We start from the raw sequence: 20,766 nt of genomic DNA on the forward strand, positions 1-20,766 counted from the left end.
ATACAATAATATTTTTTAAATTTATCATAGCCATACACAAGCAAACTCCATGAGATTTGCTTGTGTACAGATCATTTTACTAAATACATATTATTTATTCTGGATGAAATTTAGATTTAACGGGTTGCCCACCTGTTTCCTCATATTTCTTTTTAGATCGAGGGATCACATTCGCACTACCGAATTCTACCTCTTGGTTATTGATACCATTTCTTGTTTTTTGCTCTGGATTGTTTTGTTTTGATTTTTTTCTAACCAATTGTTGTTCACCTCTTAATGGGGAGTAATGATCATTTGATTTTGTAACTGCTGTAGCTGTAATCTCATTCGATGAAGTTCTTCCCTCTGCGCATCTGTGGCACTATGAGACATCGTCATCAAATCATTATAGGCTTGTTCAATATGAGCAAGCGCTTTAGCATAGTCTTGATCGTTATAATGTTCTTGCATTTGCCCATCTTTAAACTGCATGTTAGCAAATTGAATGACTTCTTCACATTGTTGCATTAATTGTTGTACGGATTCACGGGTTGCCATAAAAGCCTTCCCCCTCTTTTTTAATGAAGTGTACGAAGCAAATACGCCTCAATGATAGTATTTACCGAGTGTTCGATTTCTACTAATTGAAATGTTATCAATGTGTAATTGAGTTGATGATTTCTTTCATGATAATATTGAATTTGTCACAGTGGTGACTTTAGGAGGGCTGACTTTGGATTTACTGACTCAATTTCCATATACAAATGATCAAAATCGTTATCATACATGGAACTTTCATTTAAAAAAACATTTCGGGCACAAGGTCTTTAAAGTTGCTTTGGATGGAGGCTTCGATTGTCCTAATCGGGATGGCACTGTCGCTCATGGTGGCTGTACATTTTGCAGCGCAGCAGGTTCAGGTGATTTTGCCGGTAATCGTGCAGAACCATTAGACGTACAATTTATTAAAATCAAGGATAGCATGCATAAGAAATGGAAAAATGGAAAATACATTGCTTATTTCCAGGCATTCACAAATACCCATGCACCTGTTGAAGTACTAAAAGAAAAGTATGAATTTGTCTTAAAACAAGAAGGGGTTGTTGGCTTATCTATTGCCACAAGGCCTGATTGTTTACCAGATGATGTCATAGATTATTTAGCTGACCTTAATAAAAGAACATACTTATGGGTTGAATTAGGCCTACAAACCGTTCATGAAAAAACAGCCCAATTAATTAATCGTGCACATGATTATGATTGCTATAAAGAAGAAGTAAAGAAACTTCGTCAACATGATATACGTGTCTGTTCTCATATCATTAATGGTTTACCTGAAGAGTCACCTGAAATGATGATGGAAACAGCACAAGAGGTTGCAAAATTAGATGTGCAGGGAATTAAAATACACTTATTACATCTATTAAAAGGAACACCGATGGTTAAGCAATATGAAAAGGGAATGGTTTCATTCCTTAGCCGTGATGAATACATTCAGTTAGTTTGTGACCAATTAGAGATTTTACCTAAAGAGATGATTATTCATCGCATCACTGGCGATGGTCCCATCGACCTTATGATTGGTCCTATGTGGAGTGTGAATAAATGGGATGTGCTAAATGGCATTGATCATGAACTGAAGCGAAGAGATAGCTGGCAAGGTAAATATCATCAACCATTTACCGAGGAGGTGAGCTCTTGAAGCTAGAACGTATTCTACCATTTGCGAGAGAACTACTACAGAAAGCAATTGCACCAGGAGACGTCGTGGTTGATGCTACACTTGGAAATGGACATGACACATTATTTTTAGCTCAGCTCGTTGGCGAACATGGCAGAGTTTATGGATTCGATATCCAAGATGAAGCCATACAGTCTACCCAAATAAAACTTGATGAACATGAACTTTCTAATCGGACTGTTCTATTTAATCGTGGCCATGAGCATGTGACTGCTAGCATTCCACCAATCCATTTCGGACGTATCACTGGCGCTGTTTTTAATCTCGGGTACTTACCTGGTGGAGACAAAACGATTGTCACAAGACCGAGAACAACCATTTCCGCGATTGAACAGTTAATTGATATGATGGCACCTGAAGGCATTATTATTTTGGTGATTTATCACGGTCATCCAGAAGGTGCTGTTGAGCGTGACTATATTTTGCGTTACTTGAAAACCATTGATCAAAATACTGCTCATATTTTGCAATATCAATTCATTAACCAAGCTAACCGGCCACCTTTTATTGTTGCGATTGAGAAAAGGTAAGTTAAGACAAATAAACACTCGAACAGACAAGAACAAATTTGTTCTTGTTTTTTATTTTTTCTCGTTTACTTTTGTTTGAATCGAATCTGAGTTATTCTAGTCAAACTTGTAGCCTTTTCTTGATGGTTGACTAGATGCCGCTTGCGAGTCAGGTTTTTTCGAGTTAGACTATCCTGTTCCTGCTTTTCTCTTGTGGATTGCTTCCGATCTCTATTGCGTCAGAAGCCCCTTTCTAATGTCCTACGTTGATGACAGGTTTTATGTGGAGGAGAACTTTATTCTGCAAATTTTATCGTTAGACATGATTTTACTCTATCCACTGGATTCATGAACGCACTACCGCCTGTCTACTTTTTAATGCGCGATAGGCACGACCATTAATATAAAAAAAGAGGCTTGAGAATCCACCAGATTTAATCATCTTTCTTGCTAGTTTTTTCATTTGTTGTCTTCTCCCGACTTTTTCATCGGATAAGTATAACCCTAATAATCCTCGATTAATTAAAAGGTGAAATCGTTTATGAGGAAGCTTGTCCGTATGCTCATCTGCACACTTTACAAAATAACGTATGCGCTCGAATAATTCTTTTTCATCTTCATAATAAAAGCAAAAGTTTAAATCACCGGCTTCCTTATCTTCCTCTTGATCAATGTAATAGTCTAATAAAATGTGCAGACCTTGAATATATGGAAAATACCCATTACGTATAATCTCCCCGTAACTTTCCTTATAGTCCCTTCTCGTTGCATAAGCAACTAAGCAAAAAATACCGAGTGTAGAACCCGAACAAGCAGAAAATTCATACCAGCTCATAGGTGGGATGAGATCTTGATGTTCTTTATACCAACTTTGCAGACGAGAAACTCTTTCCTCAATTGCCACATGTTTATGTATTTGCAAATCACAATAATAACGACAAAGCTCTGTCAAATAAGATTTGATCAATGGATAATTTTCCATAGAAGATAAAACTTTACGGCAAGTCATCACTAATGCTAACAGATACCCACCATCATCCTGGTCATCCCGATAACGATAATAGTTCACCTTAGGTAACTGCTCATCGATTAACAATGAGTGACGCATCGCTTCATGTATTGCCGTAAAATCTTTTGGGTCCATCGATGTACTTCTATCACATAGATTATCTAAGTAATCACTAATGGTTTGATAGGCAACAATAAACGTTATGACTTGACGATAGTCATCAACGGCCAAAAGTGACATGATGGCCCCACCCTCACAGTGAAAGGTTTTATCTTTTATGCTAGAAAGTGCTTGTGACTTTAATTCATCATTGGGGATTGATTCCGCCAATTTGCGCCATTTGTTTAACTCCTCATTCACAGCAGGCATCACTTTTTTATATGCATTTGTCATTAAGCTGATCGGCATTGTTGGAACATTCATTACATGGACTCCCTTTACTCTTTACTAAACGATATACCCAATAGACCGCAAACTACTCATTACAAAATCCTTTGCGTAATCAAATACATCTTCCCTCTCCGGCTCATTAAAGATTTCATGATAGCATTTTGGCCATTCTTTAAAACGTTTCTCAGTAAACGGGGCTTTATTGAACCATTGTTTAACAGGAACTTTATTAACGATCTTGTCATCTCCACCTTGCATTACCAGTAAAGGAACATCTTGTACCTTTTTTATATCTTCAAATGCCAGATTGATTGTTTGGTGTAGTTCACGAAACCATCGTACAGACACTTTGGTAATATACAGTGTGTCATTTACATCCATTTCTCTTACATCAGCATTCCTTGTTGCCATATCAATAGTTAACCCCGAATTGACTCTCAATGTAGGAGCAATTTTATTTAAAGGATACGACGCAATCTCGAGTAGCTTTGGTGGATTTTTCATAAGCCCTAAACATGGAGATGAAAGAATAACGCCCGCAAGCTTTAATCTTTCTTCTTGTAACAAGCGTATTGTTATTAAACCACCCATACTATGACCTAAAAGAAAAACAGGTAAATCAAAGGTGTAAGCAGCTTGTATCCAATCCTTTACCTCAATAAGATACTCTTGAAAAGAATCAATATGCCCTCTTCGTGATCTAGTCGTCATTCCTTGACCCGGAAGGTCACCCATAACAACGTGAAATCCTGATACTCTCCACATTTCTATTAACCAACCATACCTGCCGTGATGTTCCATTGCCCCATGAACCATCACAATCACACCTTTTGCCTCACCCTCAGCTTCCCATTTCCACATCGTCTGATCCTCCTAAAAACAATTCTGTTTCGTTCAAGTTTGTTACCCTTTATTATATCCTACCTTTTAAAAATCTTCACGATTTCTCATGATTTCTCCATGATATAATATTAAAAAAGAACAGAATGGCTAGAAAACAGTCATTCTAAATTGACTAAGGTAAAAAGGAGCTATGATAACAATGATTTATCCTTTTCATAACAAACAACCCAAAATTGCTGATGATGTATTTATTGCTGATTATACAACTATTACGGGTGATGTAGAAATTGGCGAAGAATCAAGCGTTTGGTTCAATACAGTCATCCGCGGTGATGTTGCACCCACATATATTGGAAAAAGAGTGAATATACAAGACAATTCAGTTCTTCACCAAAGCCCTAATAACCCACTCATTCTGGAAGATGAAGTAACAATTGGACACCAAGTTATCTTACATAGTTGTAAAATAAGAAAAAAAGCATTAATTGGCATGGGTTCCATCGTCTTAGATGGAGCAGAAATTGGTGAAGGTGCATTTATCGGAGCAGGTAGTCTTGTTCCTCAAGGTAAAATCATCCCTCCCAACACTTTAGCATTTGGTCGTCCAGCAAAAGTAGTCCGTGAATTAAATGATGATGATATAAAGGATATGGAACGGATTGTACGAGAATATGCTGAGAAAGGGCAGTATTACAAAGCACTTAAAAAAGAAAGGCAATAACTTCTGATAAATTTTGCTCAATCGCCGATAATAAGTGGAAGACATTTTTTAGGTGGTGTAATTGTTGAAATTTATTATTGGATTGGCATTGATTTTGTTAGCTTATTTATTTATTAAACTGCTAAAAAATGGTGCTAAACAACTGCTTATCCCTCTTCTTATTTTAATTTTCCTTCTTCCTTCTCCGAAAGCAACAACGGAACACGCTGATGCTGCCCTTTTCCGAGAGAACAAATGGGCGGAAGGAACAAACAATGAAGAATTTATCGTAAAAATAAAACAAAAAGTATTATTAGACATTCCGGTCATATCACAATTTCCAGAACTCCCTCGCGGATGTGAGGTTACAAGCCTTGCGATGTTACTCAACCACGCAGGCGTAACTGTGGATAAAATGACTTTAGCTAAAGAAATTAAGAAAAACCCTGCAACCTTTGAAAAAAAAGATGGCAAGATTTATTATGGTCACCCCAATGACGGTTTTATTGGCGATATGTACTCTTTTAACAATCGAGGTCTCGGTGTTTACCATACGCCTATTAAAGAGCTGGCAGAAAACTATTTACCAGAGAAGATTCATGATTTTACTGGTGATGACTTTTCGTCAATCAAAACACATCTCTCTAATGAGAAGCCTGTCTGGGTGATCATTAATACGAAATACAATGAACTGCCTGATGCTTATTTTCAGACATGGCACACACCAAGCGGAGTGATTGACATTACGTATAAAGAACATTCCGTTTTAGTGACTGGATACGATGATCAATATATATACTTTAATGACCCCTTCTCTAATATAAAAAATAAGAAAGCACCTATCAAAGAGTTCCAGGCGGGTTGGGAACAAATGGGTAGGCAGGCAATTACTTATTTAAATTAAAAAAATAAAGTGCAGTTAAGACATTTAGCATTTTTTACTTTAACAACAAGAAAACCCGAACTGAGTCCGGGTTTTCTTTCTTTTTCACAGTTGTTGACTTAAAGGTGTGCTGTTGTTGCTGAGATAAATTGCTTTTCGAAATCATATTTCTTTTCAATAAAAACATCATGCCACACAATAAACATAAGTACCGTCCAGATTTTCCTACTATAATCTGCTTTTCCTTGTGCATGCAATTCGAGTAAATTTACTACATACTCTTTATTAATTAAATAGTCTGTATGACTTTCTTTAATTAACGTTTTCGCCCAATCATACATCTCATCTTTTAACCAATGACGGATAGGGACCGGGAAGCCTAGCTTTTTACGATTCAACACATGTTCTGGCACAATACCTTCCGCTGCCTTACGAAGGATATATTTCGTTGTTTGATGAGACGTTTTTAAATGAGTTGGGATGGTTGAAGCCACATTAAAGACCTCTTTATCAAGGAATGGTACCCTCAATTCTAATGAATGTGCCATCGTCATTTTATCTGCTTTTAAAAGAATATCTCCGCGCATCCAAGTATGAATATCAATATACTGCATTTGATTAACCGCATCATAGGCTGCACTTTCTGCATATAATGGACGGGTAATATCTTTAAAATCATTCTTCTCATTATAAACCTGCAATAATTCTCTTTTTTCATGTTCTAAGAACATTTTCGCATTGCCAATGTAGCGTTCTTCCATTGGCGTCGTTCCTCGTTCAATAAAGCTCTTACCCCTCATCCCCTCTGGCATGATTCGAGAAAGGGTACGCAATAACTTTCTTCCTGCTGAAGGCATTTTATTAAAAATTTCTAAGTCCTGTGGTTCACGATAAATATTATATCCACCAAACAATTCATCAGCACCTTCGCCTGATAATACCACCGTTACATGTTTTCTTGCTTCCCTTGCGACAAAGTAAAGTGGAACGCAAGCAGGGTCCGCTAATGGATCATCCGTGTGCCACATAATTTTAGGTACTTCTTGCATATATTCTTCTGGAGAGATGATATAGCTTATATTTTCAACACCTAGTTTTTCGGCTGTTTCTTTAGCCACATCCACTTCACTAAAACCGTCTCTTTCAAAACCTACTGAAAACGTTTTAATATTGGGGTGAAACTGTTTTGCTATGGATGCAATAATAGAAGAATCAATCCCGCCCGATAAAAACGAACCTACAGGTACATCACTGCGCATATGCATTTTAACTGAGTCAGTTAAAACATCTTGAATCTCTTTAATAAACTGAGATTCTTCTTTTTGTACAGGTTGGAAATGTGCTTTCCAATAACGCTGGATATGCATTGAGCCACCGATTTTCTTCTTGAAATAATGACCTGGCTCAAGTTTCTTTATACCCACTGACATAGTCATCGGTTCAGGTACAAATTGATATGTCATATAATACTGCAAAGCATCATAATTAATGACATCGTTTTTCAATGCCAGCAGAATACTTTTCTTTTCAGAGGCAAAATAAGTTGTCTCACCATCTTCAAAATAATAGAATGGTTTGATTCCAAAAGGGTCTCTCGCTCCAAAAACTTCTTGTTTTTCTTTATCCCAAATAACGAAGGAAAACATACCTCTCAGTTTTTCTGCCGCCTTCTCTTTGTAATAACTGTATAAAGCAATAATCACTTCAGTATCCGAATTAGTTTCAAAAGTTAGTCCTTTATTGATTAATTCCTCACGTAGTTCAACATAGTTATAAACTTCTCCATTGAAAATAATCCAATATTTACCATTATCATAAGTGAGTGGTTGATGACCACTTTCAATGTCTATAATACTTAATCGACGGAAACCAAATTGGATATGGTCTGCACGATAATATCCTGAATCATCTGGTCCACGATGAGTAATAATGTTATTCATATTCTCAAATTGTTTATCTGCTTCTTGTACTTTTTGTGCTTGATCATGTATACAACCAATAAAACCACACATTATGTACGTCACCTACTTTTTATTTCATCTAGTTTGTATTTTTTCCCATACCTTGTATAGACGATAAGTTATTTTAAAAAGTTTCACCTTTCGAAAAAAAAAATGGAATGATTTATGCTAGGCAGTATGTTCATGTTTTCTTCTTCATATACTTAAGGTTGTTTATTCCTTACCCACAATTTAAGACGAAAAGATGACATTCATTTTAAATTTTTATGAAATCGTTTTCTTAAGGATTTCTGTAAAATATCGGTAGTCTAAAATATTATATTTATTTTGCTAATGTAATATCTAAAAAAACGACTATTGCTCTACTATCTTCGGTCCTTTTCACTTCTGATATACGAGCGAATCACTTTTGCGCCGCTATCTTTGGTCTTTTCACTTCTGATATACGAGCTAATCGCTTTTGCGCCGCCGCTATCTTTGACCATTCCACTTCTTGATATTCGAGCTAATCGCTTCGCCTCAATTGTAGGTCTATTAAAATTTAATGATAGCCCCTTTCCCACATAAAAAAACTGTAGAAAACTCATTAAAGGAGTTTTCTACAGCCATAACTTTTCTAATTTATTTTAAAGCTTCCTTACGCAATTCTTCCGCTTTATCTGTGCGCTCCCAAGGTAAATCAATATCTGTACGGCCAAAATGTCCATAAGCAGCTGTTTGCTTGTATATCGGACGGCGCAAATCAAGCATTTTGATAATGCCAGCAGGACGGAGGTCAAAATTGTTTCTAACAACTTCAACTAAAACATCCTCAGATACTGCTCCAGTTCCAAATGTATCAATACTGATGGATACCGGCTGAGCAACACCAATTGCATATGCTAATTGTACTTCTGCTTTGTCAGCTAGTCCAGCAGCAACAATATTCTTTGCTACATAGCGAGCTGCATAAGCAGCTGAACGGTCAACTTTCGTTGCATCCTTACCAGAGAATGCACCACCACCGTGACGTGCATAACCGCCGTATGTGTCAACGATAATTTTTCTACCAGTTAAGCCCGCATCACCTTGAGGTCCACCAATAACGAAACGACCTGTTGGGTTAATGAAGTATTTTGTGTTTTCATCAATTAATTCAGTAGGAACAACTGGGTTAATTACATGCTCTTTTAAATTGCGTTGAATTTGCTCTAAACTGATTTCTGGATGGTGCTGCGTAGAGATAACAATTGTATCAATACGTACAGGTTTGTTGTTTTCATCATATTCTACTGTTACTTGTGTTTTACCATCTGGGCGAAGGTAAGGTAAGATTTCCTCTTTTCTTACTTCAGCTAAACGGCGAGAAAGTTTATGCGCTAATGAAATAGGTAATGGCATAAGCTCTTTTGTTTCATTACATGCAAAGCCAAACATTAAACCTTGATCTCCAGCACCAATGGCTTCAATTTCTGCATCAGTCATCTGTCCTTCACGCGCTTCTAATGCTTGGTCTACACCCATAGCAATATCTGCTGACTGCTCATCAATAGAAGTTAATACAGCACATGTTTCAGAGTCAAAGCCATATTTTGCACGTGTATAACCAATTTCCTTAATGGTTTCACGAACGATTTTTGGAATATCTACATATGTGGATGTAGTGATTTCTCCTGCAACCAATACAAGACCTGTAGTAACAGACGTTTCCGCAGCAACCCTCGCATTTGGGTCCTGTGATAAAATAGCATCTAATATTGCATCAGATATTTGGTCACTGATCTTATCCGGATGACCTTCAGTTACTGATTCAGAAGTAAACAATCTACGTTTTGTTGACATCTGACTTCCTCCTTATTTATCGAATCAATAAGACTTTATTATAGTCTTTATTTTTGATACGGAACTCATTCCCTTATTTGAATCTTCATTATTTATGGGCCAATGTTTATCTCATACCCTTAATAACCTATGCGCTAACTTGGAATATTGAGAATAAAATGGTTGGTCTTTTTCCCATACATAAATAGTACATTCCAAAAGCCGCTCCTCGTATTCGCCAACATCATGTTAAAAAGCATGAAAAAAAACCTCTTCTCTGATTTAGTGAAAAGGTTGAAGCAAAATGATTCGCGCCTTTCACTCTTATCGTTCAAGGATAGTAGTAATAAATCCTTGCATCAGGTTAGCACCTTTGCTCATGAAAATGTAGTTGGCAGGTTGCTGGGTTTCATAGGGCCTGTCCCTCCACCAGCTCGGGATAAGAGAGTATCCGTTCAAGGATTCATCATAACTTACACATGGAATATAGTCAAATGTTTTTCATTAACAATTCCATGTAAAAATTGTCATATACGACTCTATAAACTTTAGTTTTGATAACGGATAATTTTAGTTAAGATCATACCGTTCTTTTTCCTTAATATATATAAAAATTACAACAAATTTGCTGATTATCCTTTTTAAATTTGCAAAAGCTATTTATAATGAATACTGCCTGTATTTGTGACAATTTCATTAATTATATAAAAATGATTTATATAGTATAGACTGAATGAATAAATGTGTTATACTATTTTTGAAGAAATAATCACAAATAGCGACTGAGATGCATATCTCTTAAATAATATTATATAAAGGAAGGTATTCATCAGATGAATTCTGTATCGATAACTGAGTTAAATGATTTACTAAAAGGCGAAAACATCCAAGTTCAATTATCTGTTCCGCAACTAGTTGAAAAAGTATTAAACAGAAACGAAGGTGTTCTTACATCTACTGGTGCAATTCGCGCGACAACAGGTAAGTATACAGGTCGTTCACCTAAAGACAAATATACTGTTGAAGAAGCAAGCTCTAAAGATAAAATTGACTGGGGAAGTGTGAACCAACCAATTTCTGAAGCAGTCTTCAATAACTTATACAACAAGGTGATTGCTTTCTTAAAAGAGAAAGAAGAAGTTTTCGTATTCAAAGGATTTGCTGGTGCGGATAAAAAACACCGTATGCCAATCCAAGTAATTAATGAATATGCTTGGCATAACCTTTTTGCACACCAATTATTTATTCGTCCTACAGAAGAAGATTTATTAGATCACGAATCTGAATTTACAGTTATTTCAGCACCTAATTTCAAAGCAGACCCAGCAGTTGACGGTACAGCTTCAGAAACTTTTATTATCGTTTCATTTGAACGCCGTATTGTACTTATTGGTGGTACTGAGTATGCTGGTGAGATGAAAAAATCTATTTTCTCTGTTATGAACTACATGCTTCCTGAAAATGGGATTCTCCCTATGCACTGTTCAGCCAATGTTGGCCGCGAAGGTGATGTTGCTTTATTCTTTGGCCTTTCCGGAACTGGTAAAACAACATTATCAGCTGATCCAAACCGTCGTTTAATCGGTGATGATGAGCATGGCTGGTCTCCAAATGGAGTATTCAACATTGAAGGTGGTTGCTATGCGAAGTGTATCGACCTTACACGTGAAAAAGAACCACAAATTTTCGATGCCATCCGTTTTGGCGCAGTACTTGAGAATGTTGTTTTAGACAAAGAAACACGCGTAGCAGATTATGCGGACAATACGCTAACAGAAAACACGCGTGCGGCTTACCAATTACAAGCAATTGACAATATTGTTGACCCAAGTATTGCAGGTCACCCGAACACTATCATCTTCTTAACAGCTGATGCTTCTGGTGTATTACCTCCAATCTCTAAATTGAATAAAGAACAAGCAATGTATCACTTCCTAAGTGGATACACTTCTAAGCTGGCTGGTACTGAGCGTGGTATTACTTCACCACAAGCGACTTTCTCCACTTGTTTTGGATCACCATTCTTACCATTACCAGCTCAACAATATGCAGAAATGCTTGGTAAAAAAATTGACGAGCATAACGCGAAAGTATTCCTAGTAAACACTGGTTGGACTGGTGGCGAATATGGTGTAGGCAGCCGTATGAAGCTTGCTTATACACGAGCAATGGTTGAAGCTGCTCTAGAAGGCGAACTTAATTCTGTTGAGACAGTAACTGACCAAGTATTCGGTTTAGAAATCCCTCAACACGTAACTGGAGTTCCAGATGAAGTACTATTACCTAACAAAACTTGGCCAGACCAAGACGCATATAATGTAAAAGCAAAAGAACTTGCAAATGAATTCCGTGAAAACTTCAAGAAATTCGGTAATATCTCTAGTGAAATCGCTGAAAAAGGCGGTCCTATTGCTTAATTTAAAAAACCTTCGAGCATCCGACTCGAAGGTTTTTTGTTACAATAATTTCACTTCACTCTTCACCCACTGTTTATTTTTGAGGGTCAAAATACCGCATCAACGGGCTTCGATTTACTAATTGCGTATAACACAGGCGGATCGATTAGTAAGTGCTAATCGATCCAAGTTGCAATCGAGGCTTGAATGTATTCAATATTCGCCCTTTGATATGAGTCTACAAATTAGCTTCTAATTTAAATTCGTCACTGCTTAATAAATACTTATATTTATATTCATGCAAAGCTTCAATAGACATCTGTATACAAAATAAGCCCAACACTGCAAAAGCAGTCGGGCCAATTTTTAATTTGTAGTTTTTAGCGAAATCAGTTGATAAAAGATTTTCGTACAATCATTTTCCATTTCTAACTTTTGGATACTTCCCATTCCACTGATTTCACCGTCTCTTGTTTTCTTTACTTCAATTGGAATATTTAGTGGGTAGAGGCGGTATCCTTCTTTTGTTAATGTAAAAAGGTTTTCATTTAGCCTCTCTTCTCTTCCTTTCGTAACGATCATTGTATTCAATTCTAAAGGCATGCCCATAATTGTTTTGCTCCTTGTTCATCGAGTTTTATATTACTATTGTATCTTACAATCTCTATACAATAAAGCTTATTGTTCTTTCATCCACCGCCCAAGATCACGGACAATTTGTCTATTGATAGCTGGCGGAAAATAATGCGTATATTCTTTGAAATACCATGTATCTACAGGTTTACCTAACTCTTTTAATCGCTTCTCTAAGCGGAAGGCATGCTCGACAGAAACATTATGATCTAAGACCCCATGAATAATTAATACATTTGCTTGCAGTTGATTAAGTTCATATAATGGCGTCCGATATTCATATCTTTCTGGGTATTTATGGGGCGTTCCACCGATGACCCGTTTCATCATTTTACGCAAGTCCACTCTTTCTTCATATGTGAGGAACATATCGCTTACACCACCCCACGTAACAACTGACGCCGCTTCAGGCATATGTAAGGCTGTTAATAACGCCATTACACCTCCTCTAGAAAACCCAAAGACATGTACCCTTTTTACCCGAGGGTGATCCGCTAAAAGTTGAAAAGCTGAAAAAGCGTCATAACGATCATCACCTGCAAAATCTTCATTTCCCTCCCCTCCTTGATTGCCCTGATAAAAAGGCGCAAATACGATGAACCCTTGGAGGGCAAACTGCACAATCCGACTTGGGCGCACTTTACCGACATTCTTAATCCCACCTCTTAAATATAGAAAACCTTCTGATACGTTTTTATTTTCTGGTTCAGCTAATAGACCTTTAATTTTTAGGTCATTAGATAAGTATGTAATGATTGATAATTTCACTTGAGGATGCGGAGATGGAAACCCCCATTTATCGATTATCAATGCTTTTCCCTCCTTTACATATAGTAAAAATTTCACATGGGCAATCACACAAATTTTTCACCCTCATAAGATAGTTTAGATGCAAAAATCTAAGAAACATTGAATGAGGAGGTTCTCAAATGAAAAAATGGCTTAAATGGGGCTTCATGCTTCTCTGTATTTCTGTTTTACTCATTCCTCTTGCAGCCTGTGGAAAAGAGGATGTGACAAAAATACGTATCGGTGAGGTCACAAGATCTCTTTTTTATGCTCCCCAATATGTTGCAATTGAAAAAGGATTTTTTAAAGAGGAAGGTTTGGATGTTACGTTAACCACGACTGCCGGCGGCGATAAAACGATGACTGCGCTATTATCCGATAGTATTGATATTGCTCTTGTTGGCTCTGAAACATCCATTTATGTTCAGGCGCAAGGGGCAAATGATCCTGTCATAAATTTTGCCCAACTGACGCAAACAGATGGCACCTTCCTTGTTGCAAGGGAAGATATCCAAGATTTCACTTGGGATATGGTAAAGAAGAGTACCTTCCTCGGGCAAAGAAAAGGTGGCATGCCGCAGATGGCTGGTGAGTATACGTTAAAAAAACATGATATTGATCCACATGCTGACTTAGAGCTAATTCAAAATATTGATTTTGCCAATATCGCTCCTGCCTTTTCATCTGGTACTGGTGAGTTTGTACAATTATTCGAACCGACTGCGAGTGTGTTTGAAAAAGAAGGCATTGGACATATCGTCGCTTCCTTCGGTGAAGAATCTGGCCACCTTCCTTATACAGCATATATGACAAAGGATAGCTTCATCAATGAAAACGAAGAAACAGTAGAGAAATTTACACGTGCCATCTATAAAGCGCAACAATGGGTAGATGAACATTCAGCAGAAGAAACAGCTAAAATCATTACAAAATACTTTGATAATACCGATTTAGAAATTTTAACCATGTCAATTGATCGTTATAAAAGTCAAGGGTCCTTTGCGACCGATCCTATTTTAGAAAAAGAAGAATGGGAGAACTTGCAAAATATTATGGATGAAGCAGGTGAACTGCCTGCTCGAGTGGATTATGAAACTCTTGTCAACACATCCATTGCTGAGAAAGTGATTAAAGAATAGTACTATGTGGAGCGGATAGAATGATTCTGTTCGCTCAACCATCCAGAAAAAAAAGAGGAGACTGCAAGATGACATTCTTAAAAGTGCAAGATATTCATCATACTTACTTTACGAAATCAAATGCAGTGACGGCTCTCTCTAATATCTCACTTCAAGTGAATGAAGGAGAATTCATTTCATTTTTAGGACCGAGCGGATGTGGCAAAACAACCTTGTTATCTATCATTGCTGGTCTTTTCCAACCAACGGAGGGCCGTGTAGAGTTAGAAGGAAAACAGGTAGCTACATTAAAGAGTGAAATAGGATATATGTTGCAACAAGATTATCTATTCCCTTGGAAAACCATTGAGGAAAATATTCTTTTGGGTCTAAAGATCAATCATCACTTAGATGAAGAAAAAAAAGCTTATGCAAAAGATTTATTAATGCAAATGGGCTTATCAGATGTGGAGTCATTGTATCCTAAACAATTATCAGGCGGCATGCGACAAAGGGTAGCACTTGTAAGGACGCTGGCAACAGAACCTAAACTTCTCATGTTAGATGAACCATTTTCCGCTCTCGATTATCAAACAAAATTGCATTTAGAAAATCTTGTATCTGACACATTAAAATCATTTGGAAAAACAGCTATTCTTGTGACACATGATATCGGTGAAGCAATTGCGATGAGCGATCGTATCTATTTATTCGCACCAAGCCCTGGTAAGATTCATAAAGTATTTGAAATACCTGAGGAATTAAGAGAATGCTCTCCATTTGATACAAGAAACCACCCAATGAATGCAGAAATTTTTCAAACGATTTGGAAGGAGATGGAGTCCCTTGGATCACAAGAGTCACACAAAAGCACTCCATAATGCGTATATCCGCTCCCTTAAGAAAGAAAAGTATTGGGTACGATTTTATCAACTCGTTATTTTTCTTATTTTCTTCTCGGGCTGGGAGATTGCCAGTAGAAACAAGTGGATCGACCCTCTCATTTTCAGTTCACCTTCAAAAGTATGGGAGCTCTTTTTAATTAAAGTTCAAGATGGTACGCTGTTTTTTGATTTAGGTTTTACTTTATCAGAAACCATACTCGGTTTTATTTTAGGGACATTATTGGGAACGATTTTGGCTGCGATTCTATGGTGGTCACCGTTTCTCTCTAAGATTCTAGACCCTTATCTCGTCATTTTAAACAGTATGCCGAAAGTGGCTTTAGGACCGATTTTAATTGTCGCTCTTGGACCTAGCTTCACGTCGATTGTAGCAATGGGAACGATTATTTCCGTTATTATCACAACCATCGTCGTTTATACATCTTTTAGAGAGGTAGATCCAAATTATATAAAAGTGCTTCAAACTTTTGGTGGAACCCGCTTCCAAATATTTAAGGAAGCTATTCTTCCGTCATCCTTTCCTGTAATTATTTCCACACTTAAAGTCAATGTCGGCTTATCTTGGGTCGGGGTGATCGTCGGGGAGTTTCTCGTCGCCTCTAAAGGATTAGGTTATATGATTATTTACGGATTCCAAGTATTTAACTTTACTTTAGTTATGCTCTCTCTGCTTGTCATAGCTGTATTAGCTACCATTATGTATCAAGCAGTAGAATTTTTAGAGAAGAAATTAATAAAAAACAACTAAGGGCTTGCATGAGGGGTGCAGCCCTTTATTTCAAGCGATTTTGTAGATAAGCTACACATCTCTCGACTACTCGATCTTTCATTATAAAGCTATAATTGGGTTGATGAATCTCCCTCATGAGCTGATTAATCGCTACCCATTTTGGACCATCCGTTTCGAAATAATGGTCTACTTTTTGCAAATAATCAACCTCTGCAAACATGATTGCCTTTATAAAGGAACGATGTTTTTCCATTACTTGATATGTACCAATATGTTCAATAGAAGACAAGACTGCTCCGGTTTCTTCCTTTACTTCTCTCTTTGCAGCTGAATATATATCTTCTCCTTCCTCCGCCTTTCCACCTGGAAACTCCCATCCTCTTTCTTTATGGTTCGTTAATAACCAGTCATCGCCTTTTTTACATAACACCAACACATGACGCGGCTCCATTTCAAATCCTTCTTCATTAAATGAGAGTGCTACACGATTCCCGTTCTGATCGATAAAATATTCCATTTAATCCTCTCACTTTACATATACTTATTGGTATATTTTACTTTGAAAGAAACGTAACGTACAGGAAAAGGTGAAAACACCGTCAATATTTATAACGGTGTTTAGAGCACAGCTTTATTGTTGTTCAGGGGGAAGAATCCCCATATTGACAATATGATTTTTCGCTTCTTCATCGCCTAATCGATAAATGGCGCTATATATTTGCGTTAAACCATCATCATACTTATCATTTTGCCTGTCGAAATGATACTGTAAATAAGGGACATGAGCCCGGAAAAAACCTTCCCATTCTGTTGAGTAATTTTGATCAAACAACTCTCTTAATTCGATAATTTCATCATCAGTTGCCTCTATTTTAAAATTCCATGATGAGGAAGTAGAACTTTGTGAGATTTCACCATCATTCACCGTAATATAATAAGTTTTCTTCTGATCCACACTTTCAGCCCCTTTCTTCTTATTATTTGTTTCCCTCATTATGAATGAATTTATACGAAAAATGAGCAAAACCATGAACTTAACATATACTAAACGTAAAATAAGAAGAAAATAGGCAGGTGCAAATAATGAAAATTATTGATGAACTATACGACTATTATCGTAATAAGCTTACAGGTGACGAAGAAGATATTGATATGCTTACGTTTGCTTTCTTAGAGGAAATGTCCCGAGAAGATATCCTTACATTAATTGAAGAACTGGATAACCAAGAACTATATAATTTAATGGGTCTTTACGTTATTGAATCCCTTAAAGGAAAATTTGCAGAAAGTGATTTTACAAAGCCTCAAAACTATCATTGAGTCTACATAGGCCTCGGATACAAAAGTGGCATGGTTGCAGAAAGGGATGGATTGGGAAATAAGAATAAACTTGGTATCATGTTTAAAAGTGAAGCTGAATATTCGCCCATTTATCTTGAACCTTGCTGTATTGCCAAATTAGTTAGTGGCATGGTAGAAGCATCTTGGTCTTCTCTCGCTTGATGTTGATTCAAGTAAATACTGGAATTACGACTCATCTGAAAGAGATGCATCGTTGAGTCGGGAAGATGATGGAATCGCTACTTATCTCGACGAAGAACCATAGTTTAGTCGCGATTTTGCCCGAATCGCTACTTATCTGGGCGGTGATCCATAGTTTAGTCGCGATTTTGCCCGAATCGCTACTTATCTGGGCGGTGATCCATAGTTTAGTCGCGATTTTGTCCGAATCGCTACTCATCTGGGCGGTAATCCACAGTTTAGTCGCGATTTTGCCCGAATCGCTACTTATCTGGGCGGTGATCCATAGTTTAGTCGCGATTTTGCTCGAATCGCTACTTATCTCCACGAAGAACCACAGTTTAGTCGCGATTTTGCCCGAGTCGCTACTCATCTGTGCAGAATCCACAGCTTAGTCAAGTCAATGCTTGAGTTCTCAATTCTTTACACTTCCTTGTGTTCGTATTATTGTTAACAACTATTCTCCGCACTTTTCAGCCACTTAAGTTCGCAATTTCAAATCTCCTTTACACTCGGGTCTTTCAGATTCCACATTCTTTCATATCGTCTCTCCCTGCACATTTATATTTCCCAAAAATAAAAAAGACCTCTTAAAAGAGATCTTTTTTCCGCTTATCCTAAAAATGCTTTAAGCATCCAGTTATGTTTTTTCACACTCTGTTTAACTGCAATCAGCATATCACCAGTGGCTTCATCTTTCGCTTCATCAGCTAGTTCAATACCTTCTTGTAGTTCGTCTAACATTTTTTCGAAGTCACTCCATACAGATTGTACCATGTCTCTTGCGTCTTCTTTACCTGTTGCTTCTTCAATTGAAGCCGTATCTAAGCAATCCTTCATTGTTGCTACAGGATTTCCACCTAAAGCAAGTATTCTTTCCGCTAATTCGTCAATATGGTCATTAGCTTCGTTATATAGTTCTTCAAATTTTTCATGTAATACGAAGAAGTTGCTTCCTTTAACATACCAATGGTAGTTATGTAACTTCACATACATTACAGTCCAGTTTGCTACTTGTTTGTTTACTGATTGGATTAATTTTTCGCTCATATTTATCAACCTCCACTTATAAGATACCCGCTTATCCAATTTTCAAACACATAACTATCGGATAAGGAAAGATATTTTAGTTCAGATTAAAAGAGAGAAATGGTAAAATAGCTTTTGTAAAGGGGGAGACTATTGATGACTTATATTATTGTCATTATGATATCAATTATTATTGTCTTTACAATCCTTATTTTAAGTGTAATGACAACATCCAAAGCTTACACATTCAAACATACCGTAGATCCTCTACCTAAACCTCTTTCAGAAGAGGATAAGGCACCCAATCAAGAGGACAAGGATATAAAGTAACACTAATACTTTTTGAGAGGAATCTGCACTTCTATGGATATTTACTCCATATTTATTGGACTCATTTACCTTTTAAATATGATTCTTGCCATTGTCGTTATTTTTCTTGAACGAAAAGATGCCGCATCCACATGGGCATGGTTACTCGTTTTGTTCTTTATCCCGCTACTCGGGTTTGCCATTTACTTATTATTCGGACAAAACTTCTCTAAAAAGAAGAAAATGTTTCAATGGGAAGATCGTAAGAAAATAGGCATTGATGAAATGCTCAAAATGCAAATATCAGCGCTTCATAATCGCAGTTTGCCTGCAGAGAATGAGCAGGTTCAAAATCATTATGACCTCATTCATATGCAATTAGTCAATAATGATGCTGTACTCACGCAAGATAATGATATACAAATGTATACGGATGGCAAAGACAAGTTTGATGCTTTATTTAAAGATATAGAAGGCGCTACTGACCATATCCATCTTCAATACTATATCTTAAGAAGGGATGCATTAAGCAAAAGGCTAATCACACTTCTGAATAAAAAAGCCCGTGAAGGTGTAAAGGTCCGCATTTTATATGATGATTTAGGATCAAGAAGTTTAACCAAACGTTTTTTTAAGAGCTTACGTGAGGCTGGAGGAGAGGTTGAGGCGTTCTTTCCTTCTAAATTCCATTTTATTAATTTACGGTTAAATTATCGTAATCATCGCAAGCTAGTGATTATTGATGGCAAAATTGGCTATGTTGGTGGCTTTAATGTTGGAGATGAATACTTAGGTTTAAATAAGAAATTCGGTTATTGGCGAGATACACATTTAAGGATTGAAGGAAGCGCAGTTTATGCGATACAAACACGCTTTATACTTGACTGGAACCAAGCTTCTCATCGTCATGATATTCACTATTTACCAGAGTATTATCCCCCTATCACTACAAAGGGACGTATCCCTATGCAAATTGTAGCAAGTGGACCTGATAACGAACTCGAACAAATCAAACTTGGTTATATAAAAATGATTATGTCTGCAAAAGAAACCATTCTTATTCAAACTCCTTATTTTATACCTGATGCCAGTGTTGTTGATGCGCTTAGAATAGCTGTTTTGTCAGGTGTGAATGTAAAAATTATGATTCCTAATAAACCTGACCATATGTTTGTTTATTGGGCTACCTATTCGTACATTGGCGAATTATTAAAACTTGGGGCAAAAGTACTGATTTATGATAATGGTTTTATTCATGCGAAAACAATCGTCATTGATGATGAAATTGCATCTGTTGGGACAGCCAACATCGATGTTCGAAGCTTTAGACTCAACTTTGAGGTCAATGCCTTTATTTATGACCGCAAGATAGCTGAGGAAGTAGCAGCTAGCTTCTATAATGATGTAAGAGTATCACGTAACCTTACATTAGATGATTACAATAACCGTTCCTTTTATATTAAGTTCAAGGAATCTATATCGCGCCTACTATCACCGATTCTGTGAGTCGGTGATTTTGGT

23 protein-coding genes and 1 riboswitch are annotated in these 20,766 nt (G+C 36.9%); of the genes, 12 read left to right on the plus strand and 11 right to left on the minus strand.

All coding sequences use genetic code 11. The annotated features are described in order from the left end of the window. Positions 1 to 94: 94 nt before the first annotated feature. Complete coding sequence (locus LG276_RS18135) at positions 95 to 259, minus strand: glycogen biosynthesis protein GlgD (protein ID WP_095372173.1); 165 nt, start codon at positions 257 to 259, stop codon at positions 95 to 97. Positions 260 to 273: 14 nt separating this feature from the next. Beyond that, complete coding sequence (locus tag LG276_RS18140) at positions 274 to 537, minus strand: YtzC family protein (RefSeq protein ID WP_191809788.1); 264 nt, start codon at positions 535 to 537, stop codon at positions 274 to 276. Positions 538 to 712: 175 nt separating this feature from the next. Here LG276_RS18140 and LG276_RS18145 point away from each other — a divergent pair, with 175 nt between their 5' ends. Together LG276_RS18145 and LG276_RS18150 are read left to right on the plus strand one after the other, a co-directional pair. Next, complete coding sequence (locus LG276_RS18145; protein ID WP_251162514.1) at positions 713 to 1,681, plus strand: TIGR01212 family radical SAM protein; 969 nt, start codon at positions 713 to 715, stop codon at positions 1,679 to 1,681. Continuing rightward, positions 1,678 to 2,250 (plus strand): class I SAM-dependent methyltransferase, encoded by a 573-nt coding sequence (locus LG276_RS18150; RefSeq protein WP_251162513.1) that lies wholly within the window; start codon positions 1,678 to 1,680, stop codon positions 2,248 to 2,250. The genes LG276_RS18145 and LG276_RS18150 overlap by 4 nt, the downstream gene beginning before the upstream one ends. A gap of 325 nt (positions 2,251 to 2,575) precedes the next feature. Here LG276_RS18150 and LG276_RS18155 read toward each other — a convergent pair whose 3' ends face one another. Together LG276_RS18155 and LG276_RS18160 are read right to left on the minus strand one after the other, a co-directional pair. Further along, a complete protein-coding gene (locus LG276_RS18155) occupies positions 2,576 to 3,661 on the minus strand; it encodes a tetraprenyl-beta-curcumene synthase family protein (protein WP_251162512.1) in 1,086 nt (361 codons plus the stop codon). Between the two features lie 24 nt (positions 3,662 to 3,685). Beyond that, positions 3,686 to 4,489 (minus strand): alpha/beta hydrolase, encoded by an 804-nt coding sequence (locus LG276_RS18160; protein WP_224938826.1) that lies wholly within the window; start codon positions 4,487 to 4,489, stop codon positions 3,686 to 3,688. A gap of 181 nt (positions 4,490 to 4,670) precedes the next feature. On the opposite strand from LG276_RS18160, the gene LG276_RS18165 reads away from it, so the two are divergent. Together LG276_RS18165 and LG276_RS18170 are read left to right on the plus strand one after the other, a co-directional pair. Further along, entirely contained in the window at positions 4,671 to 5,192 is a 522-nt protein-coding gene (locus LG276_RS18165) for a gamma carbonic anhydrase family protein (RefSeq protein ID WP_251162511.1), read from the plus strand. A 61-nt stretch (positions 5,193 to 5,253) separates the two neighbouring features. Then, positions 5,254 to 6,075 carry a C39 family peptidase gene (locus tag LG276_RS18170; RefSeq protein ID WP_373370932.1) on the plus strand — a complete coding sequence of 274 codons (822 nt, stop codon included), beginning with the start codon at positions 5,254 to 5,256 and terminating at the stop codon, positions 6,073 to 6,075. A 98-nt stretch (positions 6,076 to 6,173) separates the two neighbouring features. On the opposite strand, the gene asnB is transcribed toward LG276_RS18170, so the two are convergent. Beyond that, positions 6,174 to 8,066, minus strand: a complete 1,893-nt coding sequence (asnB, locus tag LG276_RS18175) for an asparagine synthase (glutamine-hydrolyzing) (protein ID WP_224938829.1) — start codon at positions 8,064 to 8,066, stop codon at positions 6,174 to 6,176. 570 nt (positions 8,067 to 8,636) lie between these two features. Further along, on the minus strand, positions 8,637 to 9,836 hold the full coding sequence (metK, locus tag LG276_RS18180) for a methionine adenosyltransferase (RefSeq protein WP_224938830.1): 1,200 nt from the start codon (positions 9,834 to 9,836) through the stop codon (positions 8,637 to 8,639). A 300-nt stretch (positions 9,837 to 10,136) separates the two neighbouring features. After that, a riboswitch (SAM riboswitch) is annotated at positions 10,137 to 10,261 on the minus strand. A 387-nt stretch (positions 10,262 to 10,648) separates the two neighbouring features. Between metK and pckA the strand changes: the two genes are divergently transcribed. Then, the gene (gene pckA / locus LG276_RS18185) at positions 10,649 to 12,232 is read left to right on the plus strand and encodes a phosphoenolpyruvate carboxykinase (ATP) (RefSeq protein WP_095372164.1); all 1,584 of its coding nucleotides are present in this window, start codon (positions 10,649 to 10,651) and stop codon (positions 12,230 to 12,232) included. A 345-nt stretch (positions 12,233 to 12,577) separates the two neighbouring features. Here the strand turns inward: pckA and LG276_RS18190 are convergent, their stop codons facing one another. Together LG276_RS18190 and LG276_RS18195 are read right to left on the minus strand one after the other, a co-directional pair. Further along, positions 12,578 to 12,820 (minus strand): DUF2584 domain-containing protein, encoded by a 243-nt coding sequence (locus LG276_RS18190; RefSeq protein ID WP_251162509.1) that lies wholly within the window; start codon positions 12,818 to 12,820, stop codon positions 12,578 to 12,580. A gap of 69 nt (positions 12,821 to 12,889) precedes the next feature. Beyond that, on the minus strand, positions 12,890 to 13,654 hold the full coding sequence (locus tag LG276_RS18195; RefSeq protein WP_251162508.1) for a S9 family peptidase: 765 nt from the start codon (positions 13,652 to 13,654) through the stop codon (positions 12,890 to 12,892). Positions 13,655 to 13,773: 119 nt separating this feature from the next. Between LG276_RS18195 and LG276_RS18200 the strand changes: the two genes are divergently transcribed. From LG276_RS18200 to LG276_RS18210, 3 genes are all read left to right on the plus strand, one after another. Beyond that, on the plus strand, positions 13,774 to 14,772 hold the full coding sequence (locus LG276_RS18200; RefSeq protein WP_251162507.1) for an ABC transporter substrate-binding protein: 999 nt from the start codon (positions 13,774 to 13,776) through the stop codon (positions 14,770 to 14,772). Positions 14,773 to 14,840: 68 nt separating this feature from the next. Beyond that, positions 14,841 to 15,632, plus strand: coding sequence for an ABC transporter ATP-binding protein (locus tag LG276_RS18205; RefSeq protein ID WP_224938833.1), 792 nt, complete (start codon positions 14,841 to 14,843; stop codon positions 15,630 to 15,632). Further along, positions 15,598 to 16,404, plus strand: a complete 807-nt coding sequence (locus LG276_RS18210) for an ABC transporter permease (RefSeq protein ID WP_224938834.1) — start codon at positions 15,598 to 15,600, stop codon at positions 16,402 to 16,404. The genes LG276_RS18205 and LG276_RS18210 overlap by 35 nt, the downstream gene beginning before the upstream one ends. Positions 16,405 to 16,429: 25 nt before the next feature. Here the strand turns inward: LG276_RS18210 and ytkD are convergent, their stop codons facing one another. Both ytkD and LG276_RS18220 read right to left on the minus strand, forming a co-directional pair. After that, positions 16,430 to 16,903 carry an RNA deprotection pyrophosphohydrolase gene (ytkD, locus tag LG276_RS18215; protein ID WP_251162506.1) on the minus strand — a complete coding sequence of 158 codons (474 nt, stop codon included), beginning with the start codon at positions 16,901 to 16,903 and terminating at the stop codon, positions 16,430 to 16,432. A 114-nt stretch (positions 16,904 to 17,017) separates the two neighbouring features. Then, positions 17,018 to 17,380 carry a hydrolase gene (locus LG276_RS18220; RefSeq protein WP_095373621.1) on the minus strand — a complete coding sequence of 121 codons (363 nt, stop codon included), beginning with the start codon at positions 17,378 to 17,380 and terminating at the stop codon, positions 17,018 to 17,020. A gap of 89 nt (positions 17,381 to 17,469) precedes the next feature. Between LG276_RS18220 and LG276_RS18225 the strand changes: the two genes are divergently transcribed. Both LG276_RS18225 and LG276_RS18230 read left to right on the plus strand, forming a co-directional pair. Then, complete coding sequence (locus LG276_RS18225; RefSeq protein ID WP_095372158.1) at positions 17,470 to 17,706, plus strand: DUF6154 family protein; 237 nt, start codon at positions 17,470 to 17,472, stop codon at positions 17,704 to 17,706. Between the two features lie 248 nt (positions 17,707 to 17,954). Next, positions 17,955 to 18,302, plus strand: a complete 348-nt coding sequence (locus LG276_RS18230; protein WP_251162505.1) for a hypothetical protein — start codon at positions 17,955 to 17,957, stop codon at positions 18,300 to 18,302. A 217-nt stretch (positions 18,303 to 18,519) separates the two neighbouring features. Here the strand turns inward: LG276_RS18230 and LG276_RS18235 are convergent, their stop codons facing one another. Next, positions 18,520 to 18,957: a Dps family protein gene (locus LG276_RS18235; RefSeq protein ID WP_224938837.1), complete on the minus strand. Its 438-nt coding sequence runs from the start codon at positions 18,955 to 18,957 to the stop codon at positions 18,520 to 18,522. 135 nt (positions 18,958 to 19,092) lie between these two features. Between LG276_RS18235 and ytzI the strand changes: the two genes are divergently transcribed. Further along, positions 19,093 to 19,266 carry a YtzI protein gene (gene ytzI, locus LG276_RS18240; protein WP_095372156.1) on the plus strand — a complete coding sequence of 58 codons (174 nt, stop codon included), beginning with the start codon at positions 19,093 to 19,095 and terminating at the stop codon, positions 19,264 to 19,266. A gap of 33 nt (positions 19,267 to 19,299) precedes the next feature. Next, positions 19,300 to 20,751 carry a cardiolipin synthase gene (gene cls, locus LG276_RS18245; protein WP_224938838.1) on the plus strand — a complete coding sequence of 484 codons (1,452 nt, stop codon included), beginning with the start codon at positions 19,300 to 19,302 and terminating at the stop codon, positions 20,749 to 20,751. The last annotated feature ends 15 nt before the right edge of the window (positions 20,752 to 20,766 follow it).

Origin of the sequence: Cytobacillus kochii, from assembly GCF_044790165.1 — a bacterium.
GTDB classification, from domain to species: Bacteria; Bacillota; Bacilli; order Bacillales; family Cytobacillaceae; genus Cytobacillus; species Cytobacillus kochii.